Raw genomic sequence first — 26,509 nt, forward strand, 5'->3', positions numbered from 1 at the left:
CGTACTGATGAATCCCGCATCAGCACCGCTCACTCACAAACTGGACAGCCTGTATACCACGGCATTGTGACCCAGTTCACATTTTTTCGGATCCGGCAGCCTTTCGGACTTTCTCACCCTTTGGTCCCCAGTGCGGCCGCAAGATTGAGCGAGCCACCTGCTATTCGCTAGGCGTTTCGGTTCATTGCCTGCGATCAGCACCCCGACCACGACACCCCGTCTCATTTTCGTGGCCATTCAGACAAACACTCTGCTGTGATCTCCGTGCAACCAGCGTGAAGCCAGGCAAAAGGCCCTCGGCAATCCAAGTTCCGCAATTAATCGCATAACTCATTGATTCGCTTAGCCTGCGATAGACAAAAATGACACAACAGAGGTCATCAGGTTCGCTGCTTGATGCCGAGAGCCTCGAAGAGTTCCAGTTGCCGGGATGAGGTTTTACCGATGCCGTTGAGACGCTGCTCAGGGACATGGGGGGCATCTCCAAAGTAGATATTCGTACCTTTGGTTCATGTGCCCTAAACATGTCCCCAATTTTCGCTGGATTCAATCGGACCGCTTCATCCACCACAGGACGACCATAAAAAAAACCCGCCAAGTGGCGGGTTTTTTTATTGTTTTTGGACTGAACCGCCCCGAGTTCCGTGGAGGCTGTTTGGTTTAAGTCAGGCTTCCGCCGTGGCGGCCTGACTGGCGAGTTGCCGGTAGTAGTTTGCCTCGGCCTCGGCTGGCGGGATATAGCCGATGGGTTCGAGGAGTCGGTGGTGGTTGAACCAGGCCACCCATTCCAGCGTGGCAAGCTCCACAGCTTCCTTGGTTTTCCATGGTGCTCGGCGGTGGATCAGCTCGGCTTTGTAGAGGCCGTTGATGGTCTCTGCGAGCGCGTTGTCGTAGCTGTCGCCTTTGCTGCCCACCGACGGTTCGATGCCGGCCTCGGCTAGGCGTTCGCTGTAGCGAATGGAGACATATTGCGACCCGCGGTCGCTATGGTGATGCGTATTCCGCCAATGGGTGCCACCCAATCCGGCAATGCCTGACCATTGTGCTGGCAACTACTGACCAGGGCGCTGGCGCCGACCATGGGCACTATCGCGAACAGATGACCTCTTTGTCATTACCTGTTGATGTGAATGGAAGCATCCCGCCGACGTAATTCGAACGCCCCCCCTCCAGTAAGCTCATGTCATAAACCCAAAACAATACTAAGTCTTTGTAGTTTTTATAGCGCAATAGATCAGGGAATATATTAGTTAGATTAATTTCGCCCGAAACTAATGATCCGGACTGCAAGACAATGTTTTTGTCTGGGAAATCGGCAATTTTCGTCACTTGGCGAAGCGCCTCTCCTTCACGCGACCCAGCTGCATATACGACAAGCCCTATGGCATGCTCACCCCAAGGCATATCCGCAAGCTGCGTCACAGATCGCACATCAGAGCAATTGCGAACTGTCAATTTCAGATACAAGGAGCCATTGATCTCGTGAATCGAACGGGCGCTCACTTGGAACCGCTGGCCGCCTATTGCGGCCAGCGGAAACATGCACAGTCCAACGATTGCTAGACGAGTGATGAAGTTATAGATAGAGGTGCGTCTTGAGCCAATATTCATATCCGTCCAGCCTCTTCTGTTGAATCTCAATGTCATGCTCAATGGGCTTCTTGCAATTGTCACAGTCCTTGAGCTTGGCAAGCTTCTTTCGCAAGCAGTCCAGCTGGGACTTATAGGCCCGAACCTCTGAGAAATATTCCTCTGATATTGGTTCGATTTGTATTGCCGTTCCAAGCGGCTGGTTTACGCAGACCGTGGGATTCGAGCGCAATACATCCTGTTTGTGAGAGTTTTCATGCACTGCGACGCAATCATCGAAGCATGGGCTTTGCGGGAGCACAAAAAGCATGATTCCACCCATGCCATCACAAAGAATAGTCGATGCGCCACTTGTTCTCTGGCCGCCGGCATACGCACTCTCCCCGGTAGGATCTTCAAAAGACAAAGGATTCCCATTGGCGTAGGTATAAGTATTTTTTCCTCCTCTCAATCCCGTTGGATCGCTTTCCAAATACCTCCCGGTCGACGGGTTGTAATCTCGCTGCGCATTGTAGTTAAGCCCACTTTCCATGTCGTGATACTGCCCCGGAAAGCGCAGGTTGAACGAATAAGATCCCAGTGGACGACTATCTCCGAATGCTTCACCCGCGAAGTCCCAGCTCCATACCAGAGATCCTCTCGCGTCCATCACGCTTCGTGGCACCCCCATGAAGTCCGTTCCTACGTAATGGATGGACATTCCATTCAAGTGTGCGATGTCTATAGTGGCCACAAGCACACCATCCATCCACACATATTCCTGCCCAGTTTGGCTGGCCGGCTCGTAACTTCCGAGCAAGTTCGCAGTGTTGTCGTACACAAACTGCTGTGTGCCAGCAAAGGTAACCTTCTGAGCACGCCGGCCATTGGCATCGTAGACATAGGCGCCCGCCACCCGGCCATCCTTCGCCACCTGCAGCAGCCGGTCGTTCGCGCCGTAGTTCAGAGTCAATATTTGCCCATCCTGCGGCATCTGCACAATATTGCCAGCCGCGTCGCTGAGCACCGGCTGCAGGTGCCACTGCCCCGGATGCCCGATACCACTCAACCGATGCGTGCCGGGCTGGTAGTCGTAACGCGTTGGCCACGACCCCATGCTGTCCTTCGCCAAGCGATCACCCGTCGCGTTATATGCGTAGTGGTCCCCAAACCAGCCGAAGGGCCCGGTCGTGTGGGTCAAGCGCTGCAGCGAGTCATAGCGGTAGCGCTGTTCGGCCGATGGCCCCACTTCGCGTCCCTGATGCAGAGCCACGATATTACCGTCGCCATCGCGCCGCACGTGCAGGCTCAGACCGAGGCCAGTGATGTCGGTGCCCCAGTAGTTCAGGTCGTAGCCGCGCTGGAGTGACTGGTGGCCGTCGCCAAAGACCACTGCGTTGACCGGCCCGAACGGCAGGTAGCTGACGCTGGACACGAGCGGGGTTGCCGAGGCCTGCCCCGGTGCCTGGACGCTGATCGCGCTGGCGCGACCGTCGAGGTCGTGGCTGTAGGCCAGCATCACCCCGCTGGGATAGGTCAGCTGGCTGAGCCGGTTGCCCAACGTATAGGCGTAGCTCGTGACATAGGCCGTACCTGCGATGACGCGGTGCTGGGCGATCAGGTTGCCGCGCACGTCGTAGCAGTAGCTGGTAGTGCCGGAAGTGTCGATCATCCGCGATACGTGGCCCACCGGGTAGGACACCGTGCAGCCGGTGACGCTGGGCGCTTCGTCGTAGTAATAGCTGGCATTGAGCGCGGCATTCGACGGATAAGTCACCGTCACCACCCGATGCAGCGCATCGTAGCTGCGATCCGTTTCCACCTGGCGCGCGTCAACCGTGCGGGTGCGATTGCCGTCGGTATCGTAGGCGTAGGTGGTGGTTCCGGTGTCCGGACTGTCCTGGCGAACCAGCTGGCCTACCGGATCGTAGGCATAGACGGTATCCAGACGGTTCGGATCGGTCACTTGGATCAGCCGACCATCGGCGTCGTAGTGATAGCGCGTGACCGCTACGTTTCCGTCGTGATGGTCACCATCACCACCATGGTCATGGTCGCCATCGTGATCACGGTCATCGCGGTCACCGTCGTGATCGCCCCGATCGCCATCGTGCTCATCGTCGCCACGGCGACCCTCCACCGTCCGCAGCAGCCGATCCATCGGGTCATAGTCGGTCTGGGTGTGGATATGGCGCGGATCGCGCGTGTCGCGTACGGCGCCATTGAGGTCGTAGCGCACCCGTGTGGTCCGGTTGTAGGCATCAATCGTTGCCACCCGTTGGTTGGCCGCGTCGTACTCGTACGACTGCAGCCAGCTCGGGTCGCTGCTGCCGGCGGCGGCGTCAGCCTGCGTCGTGAGATTGCCCACGGCATCGTAATCATGCAGCTGCGTGTTGCCGAGTGCGTCGTTGGTGGTGATACGCCGATGATCCGCATCCAACACGAAGCTCGTCTTGACGCCATCGGGATCGGCGACCGCCACCACGTCGCCCGCGGCATCGTAGCTCACGGTCGTGGTGGCATCGTTCGGTGAGGGGCTGCCATTGGCGTTGGCGTGCACGGTGCGCGCGGCCAGCCAGCCGCGCGGCGTGTAGGTGTTGTCGATGATCACGCCATTAGGGTCGATGGTGCGAACCAGTCGATCCTGCGTGTCGTAGGCGAACGTCGTGGTCTGGCCCAGCGCATTGGTTACGCTGCTGCGTCGATCCGAACTATCGTAAGTCGTTCGCATCGTCGCGCCACCCGGCTCGACGACCGCGACCACCCGGCCTTCGAGGTCGCGCTGCCATGTGGTGGTGTGCCCGTTGGCGTCGGTGCGCGTCGCCCGCAAACCGTTCGGGTAGTAAGTAGAGGCCGTGGCGTTCCCCAACGGATCGGTTTCGCGCACGAGGTGACGCATGGCGTCGTAAGCATAGGACGTGGTGTGGCCGTCACGATCGCGGAAGGCCGCCTTGTCGAGCTTGTCCCACGTGGTGACCTCACTGCTGCCATCCGGATAGACGGTGTGCACGAGCCGATCGAGTGCGTCGTAGCTGTACCGTGTCGTGCGATGAAGCGGATCGGTCTCCGAGGCCAGGCGCCCTTCGGCATCGTAGGTGTAGGTGATGGTGTGACCGTTGGCGTCGGTCTTGGACACCAGATAGCCGTTGGCGTCGTAGGCGTACTGCGTGACATGGCCCAGCGCATCAGCCGTGGAGAGTACCTGGCCATTCGCATTGTAGGTGTGGCGAGTGACGGCGCCCGTTTCGTCCGTATGGCTCAGGACATCGTGTTGATTGTCGTAGGTGAAGCTCTCGACCGTGTGGTAGCCGCCAGTGGCGCGACGGTCGATCTGCACCACATCGACCTGGCTGGGTGCGTAGGTGTAGTCGGTTTCCAAGCCGGCGGGATCGACACTGCGGGTCAGCTTGCCCTGCGCGTTGTAGCTGTTCTGGGTCAGCTGAGTGCTGCTATCGGGCAGCACCCGACCGAGCACGGAGGGCATCGACAAACTTCCCGACACACCAGCCCGATCCCCTGGGTGGTTGTACCAGATGCGATTTTCCAGCGGATACTTAATGCTTTCGAGTGTGTCGGAAGTTGTCGAAGTCACTGCGTCTCGCAAGTGATTCCAGTGGTAGATCACCGCCTTGCTGTAATCACCGGGATACAGCTTGTAGGTTTGCGCGTCCCAGTAGAAGCTATTGCGCGAATTAATATAAGCATTGAACGCGTTGATGCCATTAGGCACTTGGCTTTCGCTAAACGGTACTCCTGGCACCAACTCGTTGAACTCCATGCGCGAGGTGTTGCCATCGGCATCTGTGATATTGATCCAGCGCTGGACACCGGATTGCCCCGTCACGAAATGGCTGGTTCCGTAGGGCGTGGTCAGTGCCGTAATCGAGGTGCCGCCATCGTAGGCGACGCTAGAGGTCATGCCGATCGCGTCAGTGATGCTACTCAGCCGGCCGACCGCATCGTAGGTCAAGGCTGTAGTGCGCCCGAAGGCATCACTGACGCTGGTCAACAGCAGCGGCTGGCTGGTGCTGTCGTAGTGGAAGGTCATGGCTCGGTTGAGCGCGTCGGTCACCGTGGTCAGGCGGGACTGGCTGTCATAGGCCAGCTTGACGGCATTGCCGTGCGCGTCGATGCGTTCGGTCAGGAAAATGTGGCGCGGATAGTAGGCGCTGTTGTCGCTGGCGGCGTAGACGTCCTTGCTACCGTCGGGGAAACGGCGCTCGTAGACCACCGGCGAACTGGACACCCCCACTAGTTGAGCGCCCGTCTCGACCTCGGGAGCAAAGGTGCCGTTGCCACCGTTGAAGCCGGAATACAGGCGACCCGGGCCATCCGGCAGGTAGACCAGCACCCGGCTGCCGGGTGCTGACGGATCATCCTGCACATAGCTCAGCCAGTTGTCCGTCCACTTCGGACCGAGGTTGCCGTAGGTGAAGGTGGCCGGTTGGTCGATGTCGAGCTGGTTGTAACGCAGCGTGAAGTCCATCGCCGGCCCTTTGGGCGGCGTATAGCTCAACGGTGTGTCGGTCAGGGTCAGGCTAACCAGCATTGGACTGATGCTGTAGGTCGGCATGCCCGGCGAGGGCGTCGAGCCACTGCCAGGGGTGCTGCCGCCGGTGCCGCCCGCAGCACCACCCATGCCGCCGGATGATCCACCGGCGCCCTGACCGCATCCGCAGCTGCATTTACCGGTGCCACACGATGGAAAACCGTGCGGATCGTTGGAGAAGGTGTAGCCCGCACCACGCACGGTCTGCGCCACGGCCGAACTGACCGGGCGATAGTCCGCGATCGCGGCACTCGCCGTTTTTGGCACCAGGTAATAGCCGCTACTTTCGGCGCGGATGGCCGCCGCCGACAGCCACGCTTTGCCGTCCATCACCGGATCGGCGACCTCGTAGCGCCCGTGTACCTGCGCGAGGATGGTCGCGAAGTGACCGCTCTTCCAGTGCACCACGGCCGGCACCGGAATCGGCGCATTGTTCGTCGCGAGGATCGCCATCATCGGTTGGTGGTGCTGTGCGGCGATGTCGACCAGTTGTTGCAGGCTGTAACCAGGGTGCTGCGAATCCATCGCCTGGACGGGAGCCGCGCCGACTGCCGGCAAGCCTTCGGCCCGCCACAGCGCGGTCAAGGCGATCCAGCCGCACTGGAAGGCACTCTGCGGATGGTGCTGCATATCCCACAGGCCTTCTTTGGCCATCGCCACGGCCGCGGTGTCTTCGGCCACGGCGCCAAGACGCTGTGTTTCCTGAAGCAACGTGACAACCTGCTGTAGATGACCGAGACGGGTTTCCAGTACGAGTTGTTCGCTCAGTGCACGCAGCTCCACAGGGCGCGGAGCCGGAGCCTCCGAAGAGGCTGCAGTCCGCCGGGCGGCAGCGAAGGCGCGGATGGCATCGCTGTAGCGGCCCGTGGCGCGATCCGCCAAACCGATGTCCAGCCACAGTGAAGCCTGCCAGGGGTTGTCCGGATGGGTCGCCAGGAACCGTTCCAGCGCCACTGTACGGCCGGCATCGCCCGCATGCCGATAGGCCTCGATGGCCTGCATCAAGGCGACGGATTCATCACGGGAAGGAGGCGTGGCCGCGATCAGCGGTTCCTCGAAGACGCCATAGCGTTGCGGTGCGAGAGAGCCGGTCGGTGCTTCGTGGGCCACCGCCATCGATCCGGCCAAGGCCAAGGCGCCAACGAGCATTGTGCGGAGCAGCGTATTGCCTGTGAACATGACCCATCCTTTTGGTAGCACAGAACAACAACAGATTGAGCGAAGAAGCGTTACGGCGTCGCCCCGATCGTGCGCCGCGGCAGCAGCGTTTGCGGATCGATCACCGTGCCATGCGGTAAGGGCTGGAAAGTGCGGGGCGAAAGCGCGTGACCATCGGCAGGGCGGTAGACGCCGGAGACGTATCGGCTGTAACAGGCCTTGTCCTGTGCGCGGCACAGGATGGCCACGCAGCCGTCCACGCCCCAGTAGGCGCGGGCCTTGGGATCGGTGGGCGGAATCTCGTACTTGCCGCGGTGGGGCGAATAGCGCACCAGATCGCCGGGCTTCGGTTGCGCGATATGCGCCTCATCCTGGGCCATCAGCACCGCCAAGGCCGTACCGTTCGGAAGCGCGATGGTCACCGGTTGCAGGGCGGCATAGAACTCCGCGGCATCGTTCGGCAATGCCGACCAGGCGTGCCGTGCGCGCATGTCGGCGAAGAGCCGGCGGCTCTGCGCCGGCGTCGCCATCGCCTGGAAGCGGCCGATGACCAGATCGGGGTATGAACCCTGTGAAGGCATCACGCAATCGCGGGCTTTGCAGCGAAAGGCGGCGGCCTGCGCGCTGGGAACGGGAAGCTGAGACGTGGACTCACGGGCTGGCGCGATACCGATGCTCAGACACAGCATCGCCCAGGCCGACGCCCAGCGTAGATATGAATGCATCCCCTGTGTCCCCTGTCTCCCTGACATCGGCGCAACATACCCAGACGACGTGTCCAGCGCCAGTGCCTTGATGAAACGCAGGGCACGTTTGGCGCAAAAAATATCGTACAGGGGCATCGATCCTCGAACGCTGATGCGTGTCAAACGGCGCGATGATCACGACGCGCCGGAACTCCAATCATTCCGCTCCAGCGCATGCAACAATCGACTGACCTCATCAACACCGCGTCGAAAGACCTGAATTCACCCCGTAGGCGTCGCCGTAAGTCACGCGATGGCGCGCTGAGAATCAGCGCGATCAGGCCGTGGGATTAATGGCTTCACGACCGAATCGACTGCAGGCCAATGCCCTTCTGGATCGTTATAGAAAGCCATCAGGTCGTCTATAAAGACACGGTGCGCCCAACGTGCTTTGGTGCAGTAGTCGAGCGCCATTCGTCGAACCATTTGGTCTTGCAAAAAGTTGGCATACATTTCTGGGTCAGCCTGAAGGGCTGGGGTAGCGATCACGGGTACCCGAAATGCATGCTGTACATCAAAGCCCTTTTTGCCTCGGATCAGCAACAAGCGTTCGCGCACCCAACTGGCGTGATCCGGCCCCATCGTGCCCCTGTCTTCTCGGGCCAGACAGTAGCCACGCAGTAGGCCTTCGTAACGTCGAATGGGCACCGAGGTCAGGGCAACCTGCTCACCCCGGTGAACCACCTGGTGGAGGAGCGCCTTGTCCGCCAATTCGGCCATCGCCGGCAACACGTCGAAGAACGGAACCGACGAGCCGATCAAGAGCAACAATCGCCAGAAACTGGCGGCGCAACAGTGCGCACGCAGTGAATTGCCTGCTTGCAATGTTTCGCGCAGGAGGAGCGTCGTGGCAGCCAAGGCCTCGAAGGTCCCGAGGTTTTCCAGCTGCCGCAACGAAACGTTCGTGATCGGGCGTCGCTTGGCCACATGATCGACGACAAAACGGCTGGGCCTGTACATGAGGCGCTGCACGTCGGCGCCCAGACGCGCCAACCACGCTGCAGCGCAGACGGACACATCCCGATCAGGGTCAAGAATTTCCCAGTAGGGGTGTTCCAGCAATGCGCGCCCGCCGGGAAAACGCGTTTCGGCGCGCGCCACGAGTTCGGATCGGGGGACATGCTTGCCTTCACGGTAACGGACCATCCGATTGCGGTGCGACAGGCTGCCGTCGGTCGCGCGAGCGAATCCTTCCGGCAACAGTTGCTTCTCCAGCGCGTAGGCCGTGGACCGCTTTGAGAGCTGGCGCAGCCAGCCGTACCACACCTGCACGCGCTGCTGGTCGATGGTTCGCCTCAGGGGTTTTCGGGTTCGATTCACGCACATCCTCCGGTGACCCAGACGGCACTTGGGTCACCCTTGTATGCCCATGGGTTCAATGGGTTATGTCGAAATATAGAGTAAAATGAAACCCCTGATTTGCCGGCTACCCGGGAGGCTGCTCCAGCCCTAGCATGTGTCGCGACGTGACCCACCGTGACCGCGACATGACGACGCCCTCCTTGGCTGATTTGCTCGAACGCGACTTGCTGGCCCGCTACGGCGCGCCACTGCTGGGTGGCGACGATTTGCGTTCCGCGCTGGGCTACCCGAGCGTCGAAGCGCTTCGGCAGGCGATTGCCCGCGGCACCGTGCCGGTGCCGGTTTTCGCTGTGGCGCATCGGCGCGGCAAGTTCGCGCTGACCAAGGATGTGGCCGCGTGGCTGGCCAAGCTGCGGCAAGGGGTCGAATGTCTTGTGCCCAGCAAGGAGGTGCCGATGCGCTGACGTCATCCGACCACCACCTTCGTTGTTCGTTGCGGTGCGCATAGACGCGAAGGCCCGAGAGCTTGCGACTCCCGGGCCTTCAAGGTGCGATGGATGAGAACCCCATCGGCATCTACTTTCCTCTTCCAGTTTTGGATAGTCAAGTCACGCCTGCGCCTTGTAGCAGGCGGGAAAGCCTGCGTCGCGCCCGCTGATCCCTGTCGCCCATCGCCCTGCGTGCGAATGGGCCCTTCCGTAAGGAATCAGCATGTCCTCTCTGAAAGAACTCCTTCGCCTGATCTTGACCACGACCCTGTCCGACCGCGACATCGAGCGGGCGACGGGACGGTCTCACAATACCGTCAACCGCTATCGTCACCTGGCCCGATCCCAGTCGCTCACTTGGGACGCCATGGAATCGCGTTCGGAAGACGAGCTCGATGGCCTATTCAACCGCACTGCGGGCCGGCACGTGGAAAAGCAGCACCCGGACTGGGCATGGGTTCACGCCCAGATGCAGCTCGCCGGCATGACCCTCACGCTGCTCTGGGAAGACTACCGGCGCACTTGCCCTGAGCGGGCTTTGGCGTACTCGCAGTTCTCCCACTATTACCGGAAGTACCTGCGCACCCTGCATCCCACGATGCGCCAGCATCATGCCCCCGGCGAAAAGGTCTTCGTCGACTTTTCGGGAAAGCGGCCTAGCTACGTGGATCAGGCAACCGGCGAGATCATCATCGTCGAACTGTTCGTGGGCACGCTTGGGTATTCCAACCGCGTCTTTGCCTTGGCTTGTCCGAGCCAGCAGTTGCCCCACTGGATCCACGCGCACGTGTGCATGTTCGAGGCGTTCGGTGGGGTGCCGCGTATCGTGGTGCCCGACAACCTGCGCAGTGCGGTGACCAAGTCCGGGCGGGATCCGGTCATCCAGCGTACGTACCTGGAAATGGCGACGCACTATGGGACGGTGATTCTGCCGGCTCGGCCGTACCGCCCGCGCGACAAGGCCAAGGTGGAAGGTTCCGTGCTCATTGTGCAGCGCTGGGTGTTGTTGTGCTTGCGCCATCGCACCTTCTTTTCGCTGGAGGAACTCAACCATGCAATTGCCGAGCGGATCGAGGTGCTCAACCGGCGCCCGTTCAAGAAGCTGGCCGGGTGTCGACATGATCGCTTCGAGGCGGACGAACGGGCAGCCCTGCTGCCGTTGCCGGCCGCTCCCTTTGAACAGGGCGAATGGACGGCCTCACAGGTGGTGCCCACGGATTATCACGTAGCCCTGGCGAAGCATTGGTACTCGGTGCCCTTCAGCTACATCGGTCGCGAGGTCGAGGGACGTCTCGGCGTGTCCCATGTCGGGATCTACTGTGCCGGGGTACGTATCGCCACACATCGGATCGGCGCCCCAGGCGGTACGACAACGGATCTGGCGCACTTGCCGAAAGAGCATCGTGCGTATGCCGAGCGCACGCCGGAACATTTCCTGGCGTGGGCGGAGCAAGTCGGTCCCGCGACACTGGCCTTCGTCAAGCAGCAGTTTGATCGGCAGCACCCGGCGTTGGGGTTGCCGTGTTGCGATCGGTTGCAGTCGCTGGCCCGCCAATACGGGGCTGCCGACCTTGAAGCAACCGCACAGCGGGCGGCGGCAATCCACTCGATGTCGGAAAAGACCTTGCGCGCGCTGCTGGCGAACCGGCGTCATCAGGCACGGGGGGCAGCCAATGACGATGCGGGCATCTCACTGCCCAGCCACGACAACATCCGCGGCGGCGACTATTTCGCCCCCAAGAAGAAGGAGGGCTGAGCATGAGCCAGTCCCACACCCTGAATGCCCTGCGCGAACTGAAGTTGCACGGCATGGCCGACACACTGGAGCGGCAGTTCGAGAACCCTCAGTTGCAGGCCGGCGGATTCGACGAGCGCTTTGTCATGCTGGTGGATGCCGAACGCCTGGCCCGCGACAACCGGCGGCTGGATCGTTTGCTGAAGCGGGCGCATCTCAAGGTCAGCGCCAGTGCCGAAGACATCGACTATCGCGCCAGTCGCGGCATCGACCGCGCGCAGATCAGCGGCCTGTTGGGCTGCGACTGGATTGCGAAGCACCAGAACCTGATCATCACCGGGCCGACCGGGGCAGGAAAAACCTGGCTGGCCTGTGCGCTCGCCCAGCAGGCTGCGCGCAGGGGACTGCCCGTGTTGTACCGTCGCCTGCCACGGTTGCTGGAAGAGCTGGAGATCGCCCGCGAAACCGGGAGCCTGCACACCCTGCGAACGCAACTGACGAAAGCGAAGCTGCTGGTGCTGGACGATTGGGGCGTCATGCCGCTGGGTAAGCGCGGGCGACAGGATCTGCTGGAAGTGATTGATGACCGGGTCAACGCCAGCTCGATCGCCATCACGGCCCAGCTTCCGATCAGCGAGTGGCATGCGTATCTGGGCGAGCCCACGATTGCCGATGCCATTCTTGATCGTATCGTCCACACTGCCCATCGCATCCAGTTGCAAGGCGAGTCCATGCGCAAGCTCAAAGGCTCCCAGCCATAGTTCTGCACGACCGCAGGATGTTGTGACCGGCCGACTCAGGAACGAGTCGGCCGGTCAGCAAATTGCAGCCCGGTGGTCAGCACCGGAAGAAAGTTCAGCGATTGCCGGATCAGGTGGTCAGTCTGACCGGAATACGCATCCAGGTCGACATCGGCTTCGGCGACTACGTTTATCCTCTGCCAAAACGGGGAAATTTTCCTGGCCTACTGCCGGATCTACCGCAGGCGAACATCCTGATGTACCCACCTGAAACCGTGGTCGCCGAGAAATTTGAGGCGATGATCCGCTTTGGAGAGGCGAACGGCCGGATCAAGGACTTCCACGACATCTGGGTCACGACACGCACTTTTCGCTTCGACTTGCCGAGCCTGGTCGAAGCGGTTAGTGGCACGCTCCGGCGCCGGGAAACCTCCTTTCCAACCGAGATGCCCGTGGGCCTGACCGAAGTTTTCGCGGCCATCGCCGTGGATCGAGGCCTTTGGAGTGGCTTCTTGCGCCGCAATCCGCCAACCCTTGAGCCGCCGCCATTTGTGGACCTGCAAGAGGAACTGCGGCATTTCTTCGGCCCCGTCATCGCCAGCCTGGGAGCGCCAGAAGGTGCCAGCGGTCACTGGGATCCAGACGGTGGCACTTGGCGTCAGGCTTAAGCCGCAGGGCATCAATGGCCGAGGCGCGCGCTTGGGGGAACTTCAACTACGTGCCACATCCGCGCATTAGCCTTACTGGTCTTGCCCTCATGCGCATGCCTCATGGAACAGCATTTCCGACGTCAACAACTCTATGACCTTGTTTGGTCCGAGCCTCTGACGCAGCTCGCGCCGCAGTTCGGCATGTCGGATGTCGCGCTAGCCAAGATCTGCAAACGCAATGGCATCCCCATTCCAGGACGAGGCCATTGGGCAAAGCTCAAGGCTGGAAAGACGTCTCCACAGTTCCCGTTACCTCCCCGTGGCCTGGGTTCCAAAGAAACGATCCACATTGGCGCCTCCAACTGGAGCGAGCGCGAGGACGACGAGCGGGCGCTGATGATGGAGGATGTTCTACCTCCACCGGACTTCGCCGAGCCATCCCCAGACCTCATCGCACGCATCACGGCATTTGTCGGCCGCGTCCCGCAAAGTCGGAACCTGAAGTTGCCTCACCGTGCCGTAGCGAAATTGTTGGCCGAAGATGCAGAGCGACATGAAAGGTGGAGGCAATCTCCATACCCCCTCACCTTTGACCAACCACTCTACGTGTCGCCTTACGAACAACGACGCCTGAAGCTCATCGATGCTGTCTTCAAGGCGATGGCACGCGTCGGCATGGCGCCGATGATTCCACGTGAAAAGAACCCTGAAGAGTTCACGGTTCGAATCGGCGATTCGACCGTTCGTTTCATGCTGGGGAAACCAGGCGAACAACGCTCGAGTTGGGCCTTCGCCTCGGAGACCCATCGCTCCGCATCCGAACCCATGCGCCTGAAGGTCGACTGGGGAACGGAAAAACCTGAAGGGCTGGTGTTCGAGTGGACAGACCGTCCAGACACATCACTCGAATCCATGTTGCAGGAAATCGTCGTCAACCTGATCGCTGCTGGCGAAATGCGCATACGTGCCGTTGAGCGTCATTGGTATGAACACCGTGCGAAACACAAAGCAGCGTTGATCGAGGCCGATCAGGAGCGTCGGGAAGATGCCGTTCGCAGGGAGCGCGAACGCCAGCGTCGACTTGAGAACGCGCGTATCGAGAAACTGCACCGAGAAGCGATGTCGCTACGCCTCGCCGACGACATTCGCCGCTACGTCGCCGCAGTCAACGAACGCAACGCCGCCTCATCCAACCCCGTGTCGCCAACCCAGATGGACGACTGGTCACGCTGGGCGCTGGCACAGGCGGAACGGATCGATCCCGTACTGACTGGCGCCTTTCTGCTGCCACTACCTGAGGACGAAATGGAAGAGAAAGACGAGTCCGAATCAACCGTACACACACCACCTTCGGATTCCGTCGAGATTCCGCCGGCATGGCACCCAAACCGCTGGTATACGCGCTGACGCCCCTACTCTGACGAGCTATTCGGCAGTTCCCGACCACGGTATAAACAGGAGTACAACTAAATGCTAAAACCTATTTTTTTCTAGGCATTCAATGGACTATCTATATTTTTTTGGTTCCTCTTCTGGCCGCCCGCACGCAGTGCACCCAAATAGTCCGCCCATACCTGCATCATGCGCTTACGCTCGTCCAGATACTGAGCGGCATGGGTATAAGCCTCGCGAACCTTGTTCGATTCGGCATGCGCCAGCTGGCGCTCGATGGCGTCCGAATTCCAGCCCATTTCATTGAGACGAGTAGCAGCCAGGCTGCGGAAACCGTGACCGGTCATCTCGTCGTTGGAATAGCCAAGTCGTCGCAGCGCCGCGTTCACCGTATTTTCGCTTATAGGCCGGCTGGCGGAGCGCAGACCTGGGAACACGTAGCGACCAGTACCAGTCAACGGATGCAGTTCCCGCAGAATCAACAGAACCTGTTTGGAGAGCGGCACCAAATGAGCGGCATTCATCTTCATGCGCTCGGGTGGGATCCTCCACATGGCTCCGTCTAAGTCGATTTCCGTCCACTCTGCTTGCCTCAGCTCGCCGGGACGCACAAACACCAGAGGCGCCAACTTCAGAGCGGCTAACGTGACAGGCTGCCCAGTGAAACCGTCGATAGCGCGCAGCAACTCACCGACCTGAACGGGATCAGTAATGGCGGCATGGTGCCGATTCTTCGGCGGCTTCAACGCACCACGCAAGCTGGTGGTCGGATCAGTTTTGGCCTTGCCTTCCAACACCGCGTAGCGAAATATCTGTCCCGCCTTGATCTTGGCCCGTTTGGCCGTTTCCAGCTTGCCGCTTTCCTCGATCTTGCGCAGGGCGGCCAGCAGCTCGCGCGGTATGATCTCGGAGATAGGTCGGCTGCCGATCTCGGGAAACAGGAAGGTCTCCAGGATCCATCGGGTTTTGTTAGCCGTCACCTCGGCCACCTCTTGCCTGCCCATCCACTCGCGGCCTACGGTCTCGAAGGTGTCGGCCGCAATTGCGATTACCTCGGCCTTCGTTTGTTTGGCTTCCTGACGTGCTGCGCTGGGATCGACGCCTTGCACTAGCAGCTTGCGGGCTTCCTCACGTCCCTGCCTGGCGCTGGCCAGGGACACCATCGGGTATACACCCAGTGCAAATCGCTTCTCTTTGCCGGTCATCCGATACTTGAGCCGCCAGTATTTCGCACCGGTCGGCATCACTTCCAGGTACATGCCACCCCCGTCCGACAACTTGTATGGCTTGTCGCGTGGGGCAGCCTTGCGAATGGCGGTATCGGTCAGGGCCATGGGGGCATCTCCAAAGTAGAGGTTCATGCCTTTGGTTCATGTGTCCCCAAATATGCCCCCAATTTTCGTTGGATTCAATCGGACCGCTTCAAATGAAACGGGACGATCGGGCATAAAAAAACCCGCTAAATCGCGGGTTTTCCTATGTTCTTTGGACTGTATTGGACGTCCTAAAACAGTGTAATGGTGCCCAAGAGGGGACTCGAACCCCTACGACTTACGTCGCTACCACCTCAAGGTAGTGCGTCTACCAGTTCCGCCACCTGGGCAGGTGTGTTGCTCAGTGCTTGGCCGGCGGCTCCGTGGCCGCCGGCACCTCGCCCTGACTCTTGGTCGGGGCGGGGGTTGCCGCCGGCGGTGCAGCAGCCGGAACGGCGTTGTTGGTCGCAGCAGGGACGGCCGATGGCACTTCCGAACCGAACGGTGCGGCAGGCGCTGTCTTCACCGCGGCCGGCTTGTTGGCGAGCGCGCCCATGACACCCAGATCGGCGGCATTGCTGTGCGGCGCGCCGTTGCCGTGCAGGTAGATGCCCATGCCGAGACTCAGCAGGAAGAACAGCCCGGCGAGAACACCCGTGGCACGGGTCAGGAACGTGGACGAGCCACGCGCACCGAAGACCGTAGCCGAAGCGCCGCCACCGAAACCGGAGCCGGCTTCCGCGCCTGCGCCATTCTGCAACAGGATCAGCACGATCATCGCCGCAGCGATCAGAATGTAAAACACGCTGAAAATGACGAACATAAGGTTTCTATTGAGCCTGTAGCGCCGCGGCGCAGATTCCAAGGAAATCGGATGCAGTCAAGGAAGCACCGCCGATCAGTCCACCATCCACGTCCGCCTGCGCGAATAATTCCTCGGCATTGGCCGCCTTGACGCTGCCGCCGTAAAGCAGTCGGGTCAGACGGGCAATCATAACATCTTCCTTTTCCAGTTGGCTACGAATGAAGGCGTGGGCTTGCTGCGCCTGCTCGGAACTGGCGGTGCGGCCGGTGCCGATGGCCCAGACCGGTTCGTACGCGATCACGGCCGTATCGAAGCTGGCGATACCGTTATGCGACAGCACCGCCTGCAACTGGCGCGCGATGACCGCCTCGGTCTGGCCGGCTTCGCGCTGCTCCAGCGTCTCTCCCACGCACAGGATCGGCGTGAGGCCGCCGGCACGTGCCGCGGCGAATTTGCGGGCAACCCGTTCGTCGCCCTCGGCGTGATACTGGCGGCGCTCGGAATGGCCTACCAGTACCCATTGCGCACCGACATCCGACAACATGGCGGCGGACACTTCGCCGGTGTACGCACCCTGCCCTTCATGTTCGCTGACGTCCTGCGCACCGACGCCAAGCCCGGAGCTGGCATGCTGCCAGGCAAGCTCCGCCAGATACGGAAATGGCGGGAACACGGCCACGTCGATGGAATCCGGCTTGCCAACGACGATGTCGTTCACCAGCGCCGTGGCCATAGAGCGGCTCCCATGCATTTTCCAGTTGCCCGCCACAAATTTCTTGCGCATGGTCTGCTTCCGCTGCAATCAAATCGCAAGCTTACCGAGGGGTCGCAGTATCGGCAAACCCGACGAGCGACTGGCGCCTGCCGGTCCGCCCGGTCAAGAATGGCCCTCCATCAAGAGGATTAGCCCATGCCGGCCAACCGCCCCCTCAGCCTGATTACGGGCGCCTCTGCCGGCATCGGTACCGCGTTTGCTCGGCGACTGGCCGTGCTCGGCCACGATCTGGTACTCACGGCGCGACGGGTCGACCGACTGGAAGCCCTCGCCGCCGAATTGCGCGAAAAACATGGCGTCTCGGTCATGGTACTGCCGAACGACCTCGCCAACCCCGGCGCGCCGCAAGCCCTTTGCGATGCGCTGCGGCAACACGACCTGCAGGTGGACTGGCTGATCAACAACGCCGGTTACGGCGTGCCCGGTTCGTTCCTGGCGAACGACTGGAAAGCCCATGCGGACTTCCTGCAGGTGCTGCTGACTGCACCCACCGAACTGGCCTGGCGGCTGCTGCCCGGCATGCGCAAACGCGGCTACGGCCGCATCATCAACGTGGCCTCGCTGGCCGGACATGTTCCCGGCCCCGCGGGGCACACCTTGTACGCGGCGTCCAAGGCCTACCTGATCAAGTTCTCGCAGTCGCTGGCGCTGGAGAATCGCGAAGCCGGAGTGAACGTGTGCGCACTCTGTCCCGGTTTCACCTGGTCGGAATTCCACGACGTCACCGGCACTCGCGACAAGATGAATCAGATGCCGGGCTTCATGTGGCTCAGTGCCGAACAAGTGGTGCGCCAGGGCATCGATGCGGTTGAACGCGGCCAGGCCGTTTATATTCCCGGCCGCGTCAATCGGGCCATCAAGACCATCGTCCAGCTGATGCCGGACCGGTTGGCGATGTGGCTTTCGGCGCGGGAATCCAAACGCTATCGGAATGCGGATGAATAAGTCCCCGATCCGATAGAGCCTGGGTTCAGATCAGCTTGATCTCGCGCAACCGCTGCAGCAGGTATTCGTGCGAGCTGATCGAGGTGTCGTAGCGGCGCGGGTTGTCCGGCGTGATGCACGAGTCGAGCGGATCGAGCATCACATCCGGGTTCGGATGCAGGAAGAACGGCACCGAGTAGCGAGGCTTGCGCGCGTTCTCGTTCTGCGGATTGACCACCCGGTGCGTGGTCGACGGATACACATGGTTGCTCAGCCGCTGCAGCATGTCGCCGATGTTCACGACGATCGCATCGCCCTCGGTGGTGACCGGCAGCCATTCGCCATCGCTCAGCACCTCCAGCCCTTCGGCGCTGGCGCCGACCAGCAAGGTGATGAAGTTGATGTCCTCGTGCGCGCCGGCGCGTACGTTCAGGACGTTATCCGTGGTGCCGCTCTCATCAATGATGGGCGGGTAGTGGATCGGACGCAGGATCGAGTTGCCGACGTCGGTCTTGTCCTCGAAGAAGTTTTCCGGTTGATCGATATGCAAGGCCAGTGCACGCAGCACGCGGGTGCCGAGCTGATCCAGCGCTTCGTACAGGCCGTAGCCGTGTGGCTTGAAACCAGGCACTTCGCTCGGCCACAGATTCGGCGGCATCAGGTCGGCGAATTTCGAGTCGCACGGGATTTCCCGGCCGATGTGCCAGAACTCCTTCAGGTCGGCGTACTGGCTGTCCTTGGCGGTCTCCACCTTGAACGGCGTGTAGCCACGCGCACCGCCGCTGCCGGCGATGTGGTACTTCATCTTGGTCTCGGTCGACAGCGCGAAGAAGCGCTGGAACACGTCGTAGGAGCCATCGATCAATTCGCGGGCAATGCCGTGGCCGCTGATGCAGCAGAAACCGAACTCACGGTAGGCCGCGCCGAGCTCGGCGACGAATGCGTCGCGGTCGGTGTCGTAACGACGGATATCGAGGGTGGGAACGTTCTTCATGGCTGTAGTCCACGGGTTGTCGTGCGGTCGGTCATCCGCCACCGCAGGGGCGGGGCACGTCGGGCCTGTCCATGGCGACCCAATGTCACTACAGGTTCACGAGCGTTCGGCTGCTGATTTTACAATCCCCGCGAGCTTCTCCGCCAACTGCTGCACTTCCGCCGCATCGGCGCCCTCGATGGTCACGCGCACCAGCGGCTCGGTACCCGATGCACGCAACACAACCCGGCCGCGGCCGTGCAGGGTTTGCTCCACCTCGGCCAGCGCCTTCAGCACTTCATCGCTGGCCAGTGCCTCGCGGGCACCGATGGCGCGTACGTTCAACATCACCTGCGGCAATTTCTGCAGTCCCTGACGGGCCGTGGCCAGGTCCTGACCGGACAGCGCCAATACCTCCAGCACCGCCAGTGCGGCGACGATGCCGTCGCCGGTGGTTGCCCGGTCCAGGCACAGGATGTGGCCCGAGGTCTCGCCGCCGAGCACGCCGCCGTGCTCTTTCAGCTGCTGCATCACGTAACGGTCGCCCACGTTGGCGCGGATCAGCGGCACGTCGAACCGCGCCAGTGCCTGCTGCAGTCCGTAGTTGCTCATCAGCGTGCCCACCACCGGCCCCTTCAGCGCACCTCGCGCGTGCAGGTGCCGCGCCAGCATGTAGAGGATGTCGTCGCCGTCGGCCAGGACGCCGTAGCGGTCGACCAGGATCACCCGGTCGCCGTCGCCGTCAAATGCAATACCGATATCGGCGCCTTGCTCCAGCACCGCCTGCTGCAGCGCCTGCGGATGGGTCGAGCCGACTCCGCGGTTGATATTGAAACCGTCCGGCTTGCTGCCGATCGTCACCACCTCGGCACCCAGTTCGGCGAATACCTTGGGGGCGACCTGATAGGTCGCGCCGTGCGCGCAGTCCAGTACCACCTTGAGCCCGCGCAGGCTGAAGTCCTCTGCGACCGTGGCCTTGCAGAATTCGGCATAGCGCGACACCGCATCATCGACGCGCACCGCCTTGCCTAGCTGTTCGGACGCCACCGTGGCGAAGTCGGCTTCGAGCTCCTGCTCGATCGCCAGCTCGACCGCGTCGGACAGCTTCTCGCCGTTGGCGGAGAAAAACTTGATGCCATTGTCGTGATGCGGATTGTGCGATGCGCTGATCACGATGCCGGCCTGCGCACGCATCGAATGGGTCAGGAACGCCACCGCCGGCGTCGGCATCGGACCGAGCAGCCCCACGTCGGCACCGGCCGCTACCAGGCCGGCTTCCAGTGCGGCCTCGAACATGTAGCCGGAAATGCGCGTGTCCTTGCCGATCAGCACCTTGGGCCGACCGTCGCCCTCGCGCGCCAGCACGCTGCCGGTGGCGCGGCCCAGCCGCAACATGAAGTCCGCGCTGATGGGCCACTGTCCGACCAGTCCGCGGATGCCGTCCGTGCCGAAGTATTTGCGCTGATTCATGGTATTTGTCGCCTTGGAAAATCACGGTATGCCGGCATCGAAGCCGGATGCTACGCCGTCCGCGGCAAACCGCTCAATCGTCGTCCGGCCAGCGCGGAGCGGCCGGCTTCTGCTTCTCGTCACGCCGTGGCACCAGGTCGGCCGCGTGCACCGCCCGCCACACCGCCAATGCATCCACGGTGGCGGCCACGTCGTGCACGCGCACCATACGTGCGCCGCGCTGAACGGCGATCAGCGCCGCCGCGACGGAGCCGGCTGCGCGCTCGAGCGGCGCGGTCTTGCCGGTCAGCGCGCCTATCATCGACTTGCGCGACAACCCGGCATACACGCCGCTGCCCAGATTGGCGAAGCGCTCCAGTGCGCACAGCAAGGCTAGGTTGTGTTCCAGCGTCTTGCCGAAACCGAAACCGACGTCGACCAGTACCTTGCGTCGGTCGATGCCGGCCAGTTCGCAGGCGAACAGCCGATCGGTGAGAAAGCGATGCACTTCGCCGACCACGTCGTCGTAATGCGGATCGGCCTGCATGCTGCGCGGCTCGCCCTGCATGTGCATCAGGCACACCGGGACACCGCATTCGGCAACCGTCTCCATCGCGCCCTCGCGGCGCAAGGCATAAACGTCGTTGACCATGCCGGCGCCGGCTGCCACCGCGGCACGCATCACTTCCGGCTTGGAGGTATCGATCGCGATCGGCAGCGTGGTGCGCGCGATCAGCTGTTCGATCACGGGCAGCACCCGGCGCAGCTCTTCCTCGACCGGCACCTCGGCCGCGCCCGGGCGGGTCGATTCGCCGCCGACGTCGAGCATGTCGGCACCCTCCTCCGCCATGCGTACGCCATGCTCCACGGCCGCTTCCAAGCCGGCATGCGCACCGCCGTCGGAGAACGAATCTGGCGTGACATTGAGAATCCCGACCACCCGCGCACGATCCAGCCGCAGCGGACGCCCGGCACAATCCAGTACCGTGGCAAACAGATCGTTCGGCATGCTGATTTCCTCGCTGGTGATTACCTTCCCGGACCCGGGACTCAAGCCTGGGCCTGGCCGCCCAGCTCGCCCATGAAACGACGGTAATGACGCAGCTCGGCAATGGAATCGCGGATGTCCGACAGCGCCGTATGCGACGACTCCTTGCCGACGCTCCTGGCGATCTCCGGTGACCAGCGGCGGGCCAGTTCCTTGATCGTGGACACGTCCAGGTTGCGGTAGTGGAAGTAGCGTTCCAGCCGCGGCATCTGTCTATGCATGAAGCGCCGGTCCTGGCAGATCGAATTGCCGCACATCGGCGATTTGCCGGGCGGCACCCATTCGCGCAGGAAATCGACCGTGGCCTGCTCGGCCATCGCGTGGTCGGTTTCCGAGATCAATACCTGCCGCCACAAGCCCGACTTGTGATGCTGGTTGGTATTCCAGCTGTCCATCGACTCCAGCCGGTCGATCTCATGACGTATCGCGAATACCGGTCCGTCGGCCAACACGTTCAACTCCTTGTCGGTGACCACCGTGGCGATCTCCAGAATCGAGTCGTTGTCGGTGTCGAGGCCGGTCATCTCCAGATCGATCCAGATCAGATTGTCTTCGTGGGCTTGGCTCATGAGCTCTCCTTGTGGCGGGAGTTTATCAGTCTTGCGGGTCGCACTTTTAGGCATGCGATGATTCAAGAGCCTGTCCTCGTGACTCGGATGGCCCGCGTTGCCCAACGGGCAGGGTCTGTTTGCCCGCAAGGCGGCGTCATCATTCGGTCGTGTATCGACATACACTTCCTCACTCTTCCTTGCCTTGCGGGCAAACAGCTCCCTGCGCGGGCCACCCGAGCCACGAGGACAGGCTCCACATGCAGACCTTCTTCTGGCACGACTACGAGACCTCCGGCTCCGACCCGCGGCGCGACCGGCCGCTGCAGTTCGCCGGCATCCGCACCACCCCGGAGCTGGAGATCCTCGGCGAACCGGTGATGTTCTACGGCAAGCCGTCGCTGGAGATGCCGCCGCATCCCGATGCCTGCATGATCACCGGGATCACCCCGCAACGGGCCGAACGCGAGGGCGTCAACGAAGCCGAATTCGCCGCCCGCGTGCACGAACAACTGGCCGCGCCGGGTACCTGCGGGGTCGGCTACAACTCGCTGCGTTTCGACGACGAGTTCACCCGGCAGATGCTGTACCGCAACTTCTACGAACCGTATGGCCGCGAGTGGGAGAACGGCAATTCGCGCTGGGACCTGATCGACCTGGTGCGCCTGTGCCAGGCGTTGCGGCCGGAGGGCATCGTCTGGCCCACCCGCGAGGACGGCACGCCCAGCTTCAAGCTGGAACACCTGGCCAGCGCCAACCAGCTCGAACAGGAGCAGGCCCACGACGCCTTGTCCGACGTCTACGCGCTGATCGGCCTGGCCCGGCTGATCCGCGCGCGCCAGCCGCGACTGTGGGACTGGTATTACGGGCTGCGGCGCAAGCAGAAGGTATTCGAGCTGCTCGACGTGGTGAACATGACGCCGGTGGTACACGTGTCCTCGCGCTATCCGGCCAACCGCCATTGCCTCGCCGTCATCGCGCCGCTGGCGCAGCACCCAAGTCGTGCCGGCGAAGTGATCGTGTACGACCTGGCCACCGATCCGACCGAGTGGCTGGCGCTGGACGAGGACGAGATCGCCGACCGCATCTTCACCGCCCGCGCCGATCTACCCGAAGGCATCGAACGCATCCCGTTGCGCACCGTGCGTGCGAACCATGCGCCGGCACTGGCGCCGTTGTCGGTACTGCAAGGTGTAGATCAGCAGCGTCTGCGACTCGACCTCGACCGTTGTGTGGTGCATCGCGACGTACTGCGGGCCGTCGACGGGCTGGCCGAAAAACTGCGGCGGGTGTTCCAGCGTGCCGCCGAACTGCCGCCGCCGGAAGATCCCGAACTGGCACTCTACGGCGGCGGTTTCCTGCCCGACGCCGACAAACGGCTGCTCGCCCAGGTGCGCGCCACGCCGCCGGCGCAACTGGGCGAACGCGCGTTTCCGTTCCGCGACCCGCGCTATCCCGAGCTGCTGTTCCGCTATCGCGCCCGCAACTGGCCGCAGACGCTGGACGCCGACGAACGCGTGCGCTGGGACAACTTCCGCCGGGCGCGACTGAGCCGGCACACAGCCTTGACCGGCCTCACCCTCGACGACTACTTCACCCGTCTGCGCGAACTGCGCAACGATCCGGCAGCACAGGACAGACTGGCCCTGCTCGATCAGTTGCAGGCCTGGGGCGAACAGCTCGCCGCCAGCATCGACTGAACCACCCTCACTTCAAATCCATCGACCCGCCATGCCCCAAAGCTATTTCACTCCCGCCACCTTCCGCTTCCTCCGCGCGCTCGATCGCAACAACAGCCGCGACTGGTTCCACGCGCACAAGGACGATTACGAGCGCCATGTGCGCGAGCCGTTCCTGCAGCTGATCACCGACCTGCAGGCACCGCTGGCTAAGATCAGCCCGCATTACCGCGCCGACCCACGCAAGAATGGGGGCTCGCTGTTCCGCATCTTTCGCGACACGCGTTTTTCCAACAACAAGCTGCCGTACAAGCCGTGGCAGGGCTCGCGCTTCTTCCACGAACGCCGCCACGAGATCCCTGCGCCATCGTTCTACATGCACATACAGCCTGGCGACTGCTTTGCCGGCGGCGGCATGTGGCATCCCGAACCGGACGCGCTGAAGCGCCTCCGCAATTTCCTCGCCGACAATCCGGCCGCCTGGAAACGCGCCACGCAAAGCAAGGCCTTCCGCGAGCACCTGACGTTCTGGGGTGAATCGCTGAGCCGGCCGCCGCGCGGTTTCGACCCCGCGCACGAGCTGATCGAGGATCTCAAGCGCAAGGATTTCGCCGTGGGCGAAAACTTCGACGAAGCGCTGGCCTGCTCCACCGAACTGTTGCCGTGGACGGTGGCGACCTTCAAGCGTGTCGCGCCGCTGGTCGACTACCTGTGCGCGGCGCAGGAGCTGGAGTTCTAGCCGAAGACCGATGCCCTTGTAGGAGCCCGCTCGCGGGCGATGCCGTGGCTTCAAATCCTCCAACCATCAGAGCAAGAGCATCGCCCGCCAGCGGGCTCCTACATTTGTTCTGGCTGCCCCGGCGAGCTGGTGGGGTGGACGGGGGCGACATTCAAGCGTCGCGCCGCTGGTCGACTACCTGCGCGCGCGGCGCAAGAGCTGGGGTTCTGGCCGAAGACCGATGCCCCTTGTAGGAGCCCGCTCGCGGGCGATGCCGTGGCTTCAAATCCTCCAACCATCAGAGCAAGAGCATCGCCCGCCAGCGGGCTCCTACATTTGTTCTGGCTGCCCCGGCGAGCTGCTGCGGTCGACGATGGCGACATTCAAGCGCGTCGTGCCGCTGGTCGAAGACCGATGCCCTTGTAGGAGCCCGCTCGCGGGCGATGCCGTGGCTTTAGATCCTCCAACCCTCGGAGCAAGAGCATCGCCCGCGAGCGGGCTCCTACATTATGTTTTGGGTTTTTCCAACCCTCGGAGCAGGAGCATCGCCCGCTCGCGGGCTCCTACCGGCGCTGACGGCGGAGCAGCGCGAAGGCGACGGCCATTCCGATCACCGCCGTGAATGCCACGTAGTGGGCTGGGGCCAGCGCGCCATAGCGTTTCACCAGCATGCCGATCAGCGGCGGTGTGAGTCCGCCGAAAAAGGCGTAGGCGATGTTGTACGAAAACGACAGACCGGAGAAGCGCACCGCCGGCGGAAACGCTGCCACCATCAGCGCCGGCACCACGCCGACCACGCCGACCGCAAAACCCGCCAGCCCATACAGCCCGATGAAATGTGCCGCGCCGGCCTGCAGGTCGAGATACAGCGCGTAGCTGCATGCCAGCAATCCCAGCGCACCGAACAACAGCGCACGCGCGTAGCCGATGCGATCGGCCAGCCAGCCGTAAAACAGGCAGCCCAGCGCCAGCGCGAAGGAGGCCACGTTGTTGCCGAGGAAAGCTCGAGCCGGCGCGATGTGGAACACCGATTGCGCCAGCGACGGTGTCATCAGGATCATCACCACGATCGCGGCGGTAAGCATCCAGGTCACCAGCATCGACAAAAGCACGCCTGGCAGGTGCCGTTCGAACACCTGCCGCAGCGGCAACCCGCTGGCCAGCTCGCTGCGCGCGTGCATCGCCTCGAAGACCGGTGTCTCGCTCAGCCAGCGGCGGAGCCACACCGCGAAGAAGCCGAATACGCCGCCGATCAGGAACGGCAGCCGCCAGCCGTATTCGAGCACCGCGGCGGGGGTCAGTTCACGCTGGATCGCCGTTGCCGCCAGCGAGCCGATCAGGATGCCGACGGTGAGTCCCGAGGTGAGGCTGGCGCAGGCAAAACCGATACGCTGCGCCGGCACATGCTCGGCCACGAACACCCACGCGCCGGGCACTTCGCCGCCGACCGCGATGCCCTGCACTACCCGCAGCGACAGCAACAGCAGCGGCGCAAGCATGCCGATCTGCGCATACACCGGCAGCAGGCCGATACCCAGGGTCGGCACCGCCATCAGGAACACGCTGAGCGTGAACATCTTCTTGCGCCCCAGCATGTCGCCGTAATGCGCCATAACGATGCCGCCCAGCGGCCGTGCCAGATAGCCTGCCGCGAAGATGCCGAACACCTGCAGTTGGGCCAGCCATGCTGCGGTGTCAGGCGGAAAGAACAGATGGCTCAGCGGAATCGCGAAGAACACGAACACCACGAAGTCGTAGAACTCCAGCGCGCCGCCGAGCGCCGAAAGACCCAACGTGCGCAGGTCGCGTCGGTCGAGCGCACGCTCGGACATGGAGGCATTCGACGGCAACGACATGGCGGCATCAGTCATCGGCAATTCCATGGGTGACTCAGGCAATGATCGGCGCAACATAGCGCATTGCCGTGCCGCAGGGGATCCGGGACGACGCTCGTACCCGATGCGGGCATCGCATTATGCTGCGCGCGACCGGCAGGGATGCCGGCTGA

20 protein-coding genes, 1 tRNA gene and 1 pseudogene are annotated in these 26,509 nt (G+C 62.3%); 8 read left to right on the forward strand and 14 right to left on the reverse strand.

All coding sequences use genetic code 11. The features are described from left to right. Positions 1–665: 665 nt before the first annotated feature. The 5 genes and pseudogenes from ACFPPB_RS13670 to ACFPPB_RS13690 form a co-directional block, all read right to left on the reverse strand. Positions 666–992 (reverse strand): annotated as a pseudogene (locus ACFPPB_RS13670) (integrase core domain-containing protein); the annotation flags it as partial. 94 nt (positions 993–1,086) lie between these two features. Further along, entirely contained in the window at positions 1,087–1,542 is a 456-nt protein-coding gene (locus ACFPPB_RS13675; RefSeq protein ID WP_377327999.1) for a hypothetical protein, read from the reverse strand. A gap of 34 nt (positions 1,543–1,576) precedes the next feature. Further along, entirely contained in the window at positions 1,577–7,297 is a 5,721-nt protein-coding gene (locus ACFPPB_RS13680; RefSeq protein WP_377328001.1) for an RHS repeat-associated core domain-containing protein, read from the reverse strand. A 50-nt stretch (positions 7,298–7,347) separates the two neighbouring features. Then, positions 7,348–7,857: a hypothetical protein gene (locus ACFPPB_RS13685; RefSeq protein WP_377328003.1), complete on the reverse strand. Its 510-nt coding sequence runs from the start codon at positions 7,855–7,857 to the stop codon at positions 7,348–7,350. A gap of 411 nt (positions 7,858–8,268) precedes the next feature. Continuing rightward, on the reverse strand, positions 8,269–9,342 hold the full coding sequence (locus ACFPPB_RS13690; RefSeq protein ID WP_377328005.1) for a hypothetical protein: 1,074 nt from the start codon (positions 9,340–9,342) through the stop codon (positions 8,269–8,271). A gap of 167 nt (positions 9,343–9,509) precedes the next feature. Here ACFPPB_RS13690 and ACFPPB_RS13695 point away from each other — a divergent pair, with 167 nt between their 5' ends. The 5 genes from ACFPPB_RS13695 (at position 9,510) to ACFPPB_RS13715 (ending at position 14,344) form a co-directional block, all read left to right on the forward strand. After that, entirely contained in the window at positions 9,510–9,788 is a 279-nt protein-coding gene (locus ACFPPB_RS13695; protein ID WP_377328007.1) for a hypothetical protein, read from the forward strand. 247 nt (positions 9,789–10,035) lie between these two features. After that, positions 10,036–11,568, forward strand: a complete 1,533-nt coding sequence (gene istA / locus ACFPPB_RS13700) for an IS21 family transposase (RefSeq protein ID WP_377328009.1) — start codon at positions 10,036–10,038, stop codon at positions 11,566–11,568. A gap of 2 nt (positions 11,569–11,570) precedes the next feature. Then, the gene (gene istB / locus ACFPPB_RS13705) at positions 11,571–12,308 is read left to right on the forward strand and encodes an IS21-like element helper ATPase IstB (protein WP_377328011.1); all 738 of its coding nucleotides are present in this window, start codon (positions 11,571–11,573) and stop codon (positions 12,306–12,308) included. A 101-nt stretch (positions 12,309–12,409) separates the two neighbouring features. After that, positions 12,410–12,955: a nucleotidyl transferase AbiEii/AbiGii toxin family protein gene (locus tag ACFPPB_RS13710; RefSeq protein ID WP_377328013.1), complete on the forward strand. Its 546-nt coding sequence runs from the start codon at positions 12,410–12,412 to the stop codon at positions 12,953–12,955. A 102-nt stretch (positions 12,956–13,057) separates the two neighbouring features. Then, positions 13,058–14,344 (forward strand): hypothetical protein, encoded by a 1,287-nt coding sequence (locus tag ACFPPB_RS13715; RefSeq protein WP_377328015.1) that lies wholly within the window; start codon positions 13,058–13,060, stop codon positions 14,342–14,344. Positions 14,345–14,427: 83 nt separating this feature from the next. On the opposite strand, the gene ACFPPB_RS13720 is transcribed toward ACFPPB_RS13715, so the two are convergent. From ACFPPB_RS13720 to tpiA, 4 genes are all read right to left on the reverse strand, one after another. Further along, the gene (locus tag ACFPPB_RS13720; protein WP_377328017.1) at positions 14,428–15,663 is read right to left on the reverse strand and encodes a tyrosine-type recombinase/integrase; all 1,236 of its coding nucleotides are present in this window, start codon (positions 15,661–15,663) and stop codon (positions 14,428–14,430) included. 184 nt (positions 15,664–15,847) lie between these two features. Further along, positions 15,848–15,932: transfer RNA gene (locus ACFPPB_RS13725), tRNA-Leu, on the reverse strand. An 11-nt stretch (positions 15,933–15,943) separates the two neighbouring features. Beyond that, on the reverse strand, positions 15,944–16,405 hold the full coding sequence (gene secG, locus ACFPPB_RS13730; RefSeq protein ID WP_377328019.1) for a preprotein translocase subunit SecG: 462 nt from the start codon (positions 16,403–16,405) through the stop codon (positions 15,944–15,946). A 7-nt stretch (positions 16,406–16,412) separates the two neighbouring features. After that, positions 16,413–17,171, reverse strand: coding sequence for a triose-phosphate isomerase (gene tpiA, locus ACFPPB_RS13735; RefSeq protein WP_377328021.1), 759 nt, complete (start codon positions 17,169–17,171; stop codon positions 16,413–16,415). Between the two features lie 126 nt (positions 17,172–17,297). On the opposite strand from tpiA, the gene ACFPPB_RS13740 reads away from it, so the two are divergent. After that, entirely contained in the window at positions 17,298–18,107 is an 810-nt protein-coding gene (locus ACFPPB_RS13740) for an SDR family NAD(P)-dependent oxidoreductase (RefSeq protein WP_377328022.1), read from the forward strand. Positions 18,108–18,132: 25 nt separating this feature from the next. Here the strand turns inward: ACFPPB_RS13740 and ACFPPB_RS13745 are convergent, their stop codons facing one another. From ACFPPB_RS13745 to orn, 4 genes are all read right to left on the reverse strand, one after another. Continuing rightward, complete coding sequence (locus ACFPPB_RS13745; protein ID WP_377328024.1) at positions 18,133–19,080, reverse strand: isopenicillin N synthase family dioxygenase; 948 nt, start codon at positions 19,078–19,080, stop codon at positions 18,133–18,135. 96 nt (positions 19,081–19,176) lie between these two features. Further along, the gene (glmM, locus tag ACFPPB_RS13750) at positions 19,177–20,529 is read right to left on the reverse strand and encodes a phosphoglucosamine mutase (RefSeq protein WP_377328026.1); all 1,353 of its coding nucleotides are present in this window, start codon (positions 20,527–20,529) and stop codon (positions 19,177–19,179) included. Positions 20,530–20,602: 73 nt separating this feature from the next. Beyond that, entirely contained in the window at positions 20,603–21,517 is a 915-nt protein-coding gene (gene folP / locus ACFPPB_RS13755) for a dihydropteroate synthase (protein ID WP_377328028.1), read from the reverse strand. A gap of 41 nt (positions 21,518–21,558) precedes the next feature. After that, positions 21,559–22,125: an oligoribonuclease gene (orn, locus tag ACFPPB_RS13760; RefSeq protein WP_377328030.1), complete on the reverse strand. Its 567-nt coding sequence runs from the start codon at positions 22,123–22,125 to the stop codon at positions 21,559–21,561. A gap of 239 nt (positions 22,126–22,364) precedes the next feature. Between orn and sbcB the strand changes: the two genes are divergently transcribed. Further along, positions 22,365–23,804 (forward strand): exodeoxyribonuclease I, encoded by a 1,440-nt coding sequence (gene sbcB, locus ACFPPB_RS13765; RefSeq protein ID WP_377328032.1) that lies wholly within the window; start codon positions 22,365–22,367, stop codon positions 23,802–23,804. A 31-nt stretch (positions 23,805–23,835) separates the two neighbouring features. Then, the gene (locus ACFPPB_RS13770) at positions 23,836–24,522 is read left to right on the forward strand and encodes a DUF2461 domain-containing protein (RefSeq protein ID WP_377328034.1); all 687 of its coding nucleotides are present in this window, start codon (positions 23,836–23,838) and stop codon (positions 24,520–24,522) included. A gap of 542 nt (positions 24,523–25,064) precedes the next feature. Here ACFPPB_RS13770 and ACFPPB_RS13775 read toward each other — a convergent pair. Continuing rightward, positions 25,065–26,372, reverse strand: a complete 1,308-nt coding sequence (locus ACFPPB_RS13775) for an MFS transporter (protein WP_377328036.1) — start codon at positions 26,370–26,372, stop codon at positions 25,065–25,067. Between the last annotated feature and the right edge of the window lie 137 nt (positions 26,373–26,509).

The sequence above is a fragment of the Rhodanobacter terrae genome, assembly GCF_042657005.1.
GTDB classification, from domain to species: domain Bacteria; phylum Pseudomonadota; class Gammaproteobacteria; order Xanthomonadales; family Rhodanobacteraceae; genus Rhodanobacter; species Rhodanobacter terrae.

Bases quoted from the DNA above. Each gene is read 5' to 3' on its own strand.
- tpiA (WP_377328021.1), bottom strand. From the start codon at position 17,171: ATGCGCAAGAAATTTGTGGCGGGCAACTGGAAAATGCATGGGAGCCGC.
- ACFPPB_RS13720 (WP_377328017.1), bottom strand. From the start codon at position 15,663: ATGGCCCTGACCGATACCGCCATTCGCAAGGCTGCCCCACGCGACAAG.
- glmM (WP_377328026.1), bottom strand. From the start codon at position 20,529: ATGAATCAGCGCAAATACTTCGGCACGGACGGCATCCGCGGACTGGTC.
- ACFPPB_RS13740 (WP_377328022.1), top strand. From the start codon at position 17,298: ATGCCGGCCAACCGCCCCCTCAGCCTGATTACGGGCGCCTCTGCCGGC.
- orn (WP_377328030.1), bottom strand. From the start codon at position 22,125: ATGAGCCAAGCCCACGAAGACAATCTGATCTGGATCGATCTGGAGATG.
- folP (WP_377328028.1), bottom strand. From the start codon at position 21,517: ATGCCGAACGATCTGTTTGCCACGGTACTGGATTGTGCCGGGCGTCCG.
- istA (WP_377328009.1), top strand. From the start codon at position 10,036: ATGTCCTCTCTGAAAGAACTCCTTCGCCTGATCTTGACCACGACCCTG.
- secG (WP_377328019.1), bottom strand. From the start codon at position 16,405: ATGTTCGTCATTTTCAGCGTGTTTTACATTCTGATCGCTGCGGCGATG.
- sbcB (WP_377328032.1), top strand. From the start codon at position 22,365: ATGCAGACCTTCTTCTGGCACGACTACGAGACCTCCGGCTCCGACCCG.
- istB (WP_377328011.1), top strand. From the start codon at position 11,571: ATGAGCCAGTCCCACACCCTGAATGCCCTGCGCGAACTGAAGTTGCAC.
- ACFPPB_RS13715 (WP_377328015.1), top strand. From the start codon at position 13,058: ATGGAACAGCATTTCCGACGTCAACAACTCTATGACCTTGTTTGGTCC.
- ACFPPB_RS13695 (WP_377328007.1), top strand. From the start codon at position 9,510: ATGACGACGCCCTCCTTGGCTGATTTGCTCGAACGCGACTTGCTGGCC.
- ACFPPB_RS13775 (WP_377328036.1), bottom strand. From the start codon at position 26,372: ATGACTGATGCCGCCATGTCGTTGCCGTCGAATGCCTCCATGTCCGAG.
- ACFPPB_RS13675 (WP_377327999.1), bottom strand. From the start codon at position 1,542: ATGTTTCCGCTGGCCGCAATAGGCGGCCAGCGGTTCCAAGTGAGCGCC.
- ACFPPB_RS13770 (WP_377328034.1), top strand. From the start codon at position 23,836: ATGCCCCAAAGCTATTTCACTCCCGCCACCTTCCGCTTCCTCCGCGCG.
- ACFPPB_RS13685 (WP_377328003.1), bottom strand. From the start codon at position 7,857: ATGCCTTCACAGGGTTCATACCCCGATCTGGTCATCGGCCGCTTCCAG.
- ACFPPB_RS13745 (WP_377328024.1), bottom strand. From the start codon at position 19,080: ATGAAGAACGTTCCCACCCTCGATATCCGTCGTTACGACACCGACCGC.
- ACFPPB_RS13680 (WP_377328001.1), bottom strand. From the start codon at position 7,297: ATGTTCACAGGCAATACGCTGCTCCGCACAATGCTCGTTGGCGCCTTG.